We start from the raw sequence: 3,424 nt of genomic DNA on the forward strand, positions 1-3,424 counted from the left end.
AGTCGTCTCCACCGCGCCCGACGTCCGAAACATCTACGTCTGCGGCGGCGGCATTCGCAACGGCGCGCTAACGGCGAGCCTGAACACCCTGTTCGCCCCGAAAGGCATCCGCCTGCACAGCACCGCCGAACTCGGCCTCGACCCGCAATGGGTGGAAGCCGCCGCCTTCGCCTGGCTCGCCCTCGCCGCACTCATCATCGGCCAACTGGGCGCGCTGCACTGGCTCGCCGAACTGTTCAGCCATTTCGTGCCGTATTACGCCGCCGTCTTCATTCTCGCCGCGCTCTGCCTGCGCCACCGCTGGCGCTACCTCTGGGCGACACTCGCGCTGGCACTCACCTGCTGGATGCTGTGGCCGTTCCGCCTTGACCCGGCGGACACCGCCGCCACGCGCGTCATCTGGTACAACGTCCACCTCGACAATGCCGATGCCGCTGGCGAAAGCGCCCACCTCATCGCACAAAACGCCGACATCGTCGCCCTTGCCGAAATACAACTGCGCGACCCCGGCTGGCAGGCGCTGCGCCAACACTACCCGCACGGCTGCGCCCACGCAGACGACAGCCCCTTCGCCCTCGCCGTATTCGCGCGCGCGCCGCTCGCCGCCTGCGACATCCTCTTCCCCGGAGAATACCCCGCCATCCGCGCCGTGCTGGGCGATGGCCGCGTTCTCTACGCCGCACACCCGCCGCCGCCGATTAACGCTGACCTCGCCCGCGCCCGCATTACCTATCTGCACGAACTCGCCGTCCGCCTCGCCACGGAAGACCGCGTGCTGCTCGTCGGCGACCTCAATAGCAGCCCGTATTCACCGCATTACCGCGTTCTGCTGCGCGACGGCGGCCTGCGCGCCACCACCCGAAATCTTTTACCGACCTGGCTGCCGCTGGGTCTCAACCTCGATCACGCCCTGATACGCCACGGCGGGGCGCATACCACCGCGCTGCCGTGGCATACTTCCGACCATCGCCCGCTGCAAACCGACTGGAGCACCCATGACCACCCCCTTTGACTTCGCCCCACCCGCACACATCACCACGCTCGAGCGCGAACTGGCGCGCTGGGCGGACGCGCACCAACTCACCATCGGCCTCATCGGCCAGGACGACGGCGCCGACCTCACCGCGCGCGACTACTGCGTCAGCCGCGCCAACGGCGACTGGCTGCAACTCATCCTTTGGGAAATCCACGGCAACGGTAGCGTCAGCGCGCATATCGCCAACGACGACGCCATGCTGCACCTGGACTACATCAGCGCGGACAACCTGCGCCCGTGGCTCGACGACGCCCTGTGCATCCTCGAACAATACGCCGCGCACGGTTGGCACGCCGCCGAACACCGCCCGCATATTTCCCGCCCGCTGCGGGCGGCGGGGCATGGCTGAAACCTTGCGACTGCTGAAAACCGCGCAACACCTATTTAGGCGGTTTACCACTCAGTGAATGGGTGCTTATTCCTTAAATCACCACAAAAATAGCATTATCCAGTGGATTTATGTAGGGAGTGGCGCCATAAGCCGCTATAATCCGCTCCTTTCTCACCAAAAAAAGGAGACTATCCCTATGACCCCTACCACATCCACCTGGAAAAGCCGCTTCCGCGCGCTTGGGCCGGGTATCCTCATGGCGTCCGCAGCCGTCGGCGGCTCGCACCTCGTCGCCTCCACCCAGGCCGGGGCGCTCTACGGCTGGCAACTCGCGCTCATCATCGTGCTGACCAACCTCTTCAAATACCCGTTCTTCCGCTTCAGCGCGCACTACACCCTCGACAGCGGCAAAAGCCTGATCGAAGGCTACGCGGAGAAAAACCGCGTGTACCTCTGGGTCTTCCTCATCATGTGCTTCCTCTCCTCGACCATCAGCACCGGCGCGGTCGCCCTGCTCACCGCCGTCATCATCAAAATCTCCATCCCGGGACTTCCCCTCTCGAACAACGCCCTTTCGGTGCTGGTCGTCGCCTCCTGCGTGCTGATTCTGCTGATGGGGCGCTACAAGGCGCTCGACCGCCTCTCCAAAATCATCGTCATCAGCCTGAGCATCACCACCATCGCCGCAGTCGCCATCGCCATCAATAAAGGCATGCAGATGCAGGAAGGCTTCATCGAACCCTCGCCGTGGAATCTTGCCGCGCTCGGCTTCATCATCGCCCTGATGGGCTGGATGCCCGCGCCGATAGAAATCGCAGCTATCAACTCGCTCTGGGTCACGGCGCGGCAGCGGCACGAACCGGTCAGTTACCGCGACGGCATGTTCGATTTCGACGTCGGCTACATCACCAGCGCCGTGCTGGCCATCGTCTTCCTCGCCCTCGGCGTGTACGTGCAGTACGGCAACGGCGAAACCCTGGAAATCCAGAAAGGCGGACTATATGTGGCGCAGCTCGTCGGCATGTACACCAAAACCATTGGCGAATGGGCGCGACCGCTGGTTGGCTTCATCGCTTTTGCCTGCATGTTTGGCACGACCATCACTGTTATTGACGGCTACTCGCGCGCGGTCGCCGAATCGGTGCGGCTGGTACAAGGCCGCGAATTCTTCCGCACGCGCGAACTGTTCGCCTGGATTCTATGGACATCCGCCTCCGGCCTGGCACTGATTTTGTGGTTCAACAGCGCCCTCGCCGAACTGCTGAAATTCGCGATGATTTCCGCCTTCCTCGCCGCGCCCGTATTCGCCTGGCTTAATTACTGGCTGGTCAAACAGGATAAGAAACACAAACTCTCGCCGGTGATGAATTTATTGGCGATTGTCGGGCTGATTTATCTGGTGGGCTTTGCGCTGCTATTTGCATTAAATTTAATTGGTGTTTTGGCCTGAGTAGTGAGCAAAAAAAAAACCGCGCTAAGCACGGTTTTTTATTATGAATAATCGCAAATTATTTTAAAGACGTCATCTAAATAAATGCCTTCCTCTGCTGCAATATTTTTACGTAAATACTCTGGGATCCACGCTTGAAATTCCTCTCTTGACGCAGGTAATTCTTGCTTTAAAACTTTTATCATTTCAGGTCTTAATAGTCTTTTATTATCAGGAGTATCTGGTTTTTCCACAATGATTCTTTTTGCAAGCAATTGCAGATGTTTCATTAATTCATCTTCTGCTTCTCCTGCAAGGTTCTCAGATATTATATTTGCGGAAGATAAAGTATCATTCTGAATAACATTATTACACTGGTCATTGTTACTACTTTCAACATTTTCAATTTTGTCAAAAAAAGAAGATTCTTTTTCAATTTTAGGGTATTTTTCTTTTAAGATTTCAAGTTCCTTAATAATAGAACTCAATGCAGCCTCTGGATTCTTAAACCAGTCCGTAGACCAAATTCGGCGAATATTCCATCCTAAACCTTCTAAAATATCTTGCCTTAATCTATCACGATCTCGTGCTGATTTCGCAGAATGATAGGTCGCTCCATCACATTCAA

4 protein-coding genes and 1 pseudogene are annotated in these 3,424 nt (G+C 57.4%); 4 read left to right on the forward strand and 1 reads right to left on the reverse strand.

Features of this window, described 5'->3' with window-relative positions:
* The 4 genes and pseudogenes from Q0349_RS14055 to Q0349_RS03835 all read left to right on the forward strand — a co-directional run.
* Positions 1-181, forward strand: a pseudogene (locus Q0349_RS14055) (anhydro-N-acetylmuramic acid kinase); the annotation flags it as partial.
* A 165-nt stretch (positions 182-346) separates the two neighbouring features.
* The gene (locus tag Q0349_RS03825) at positions 347-1,012 is read left to right on the forward strand and encodes an endonuclease/exonuclease/phosphatase family protein (protein ID WP_366916265.1); all 666 of its coding nucleotides are present in this window, start codon (positions 347-349) and stop codon (positions 1,010-1,012) included.
* Entirely contained in the window at positions 996-1,385 is a 390-nt protein-coding gene (locus Q0349_RS03830; RefSeq protein WP_298079556.1) for a hypothetical protein, read from the forward strand. The genes Q0349_RS03825 and Q0349_RS03830 overlap by 17 nt, the downstream gene beginning before the upstream one ends.
* A gap of 178 nt (positions 1,386-1,563) precedes the next feature.
* Positions 1,564-2,817, forward strand: a complete 1,254-nt coding sequence (locus Q0349_RS03835) for an NRAMP family divalent metal transporter (protein ID WP_298079557.1) — start codon at positions 1,564-1,566, stop codon at positions 2,815-2,817.
* Positions 2,818-2,858: 41 nt separating this feature from the next.
* Here Q0349_RS03835 and Q0349_RS03840 read toward each other — a convergent pair.
* On the reverse strand, positions 2,859-3,424 hold a 566-nt coding region (locus Q0349_RS03840), incomplete at its 5' end, for a DUF559 domain-containing protein (RefSeq protein WP_298079558.1).

Origin of the sequence: uncultured Cardiobacterium sp. (assembly GCF_938028185.1) — a bacterium.
Lineage (GTDB): Bacteria > Pseudomonadota > Gammaproteobacteria > Cardiobacteriales > Cardiobacteriaceae > Cardiobacterium.

Bases quoted from the DNA above. Each gene is read 5' to 3' on its own strand.
- Q0349_RS03825 (WP_366916265.1), top strand. From the start codon at position 347: ATGCTGTGGCCGTTCCGCCTTGACCCGGCGGACACCGCCGCCACGCGC.
- Q0349_RS03830 (WP_298079556.1), top strand. From the start codon at position 996: ATGACCACCCCCTTTGACTTCGCCCCACCCGCACACATCACCACGCTC.
- Q0349_RS03835 (WP_298079557.1), top strand. From the start codon at position 1,564: ATGACCCCTACCACATCCACCTGGAAAAGCCGCTTCCGCGCGCTTGGG.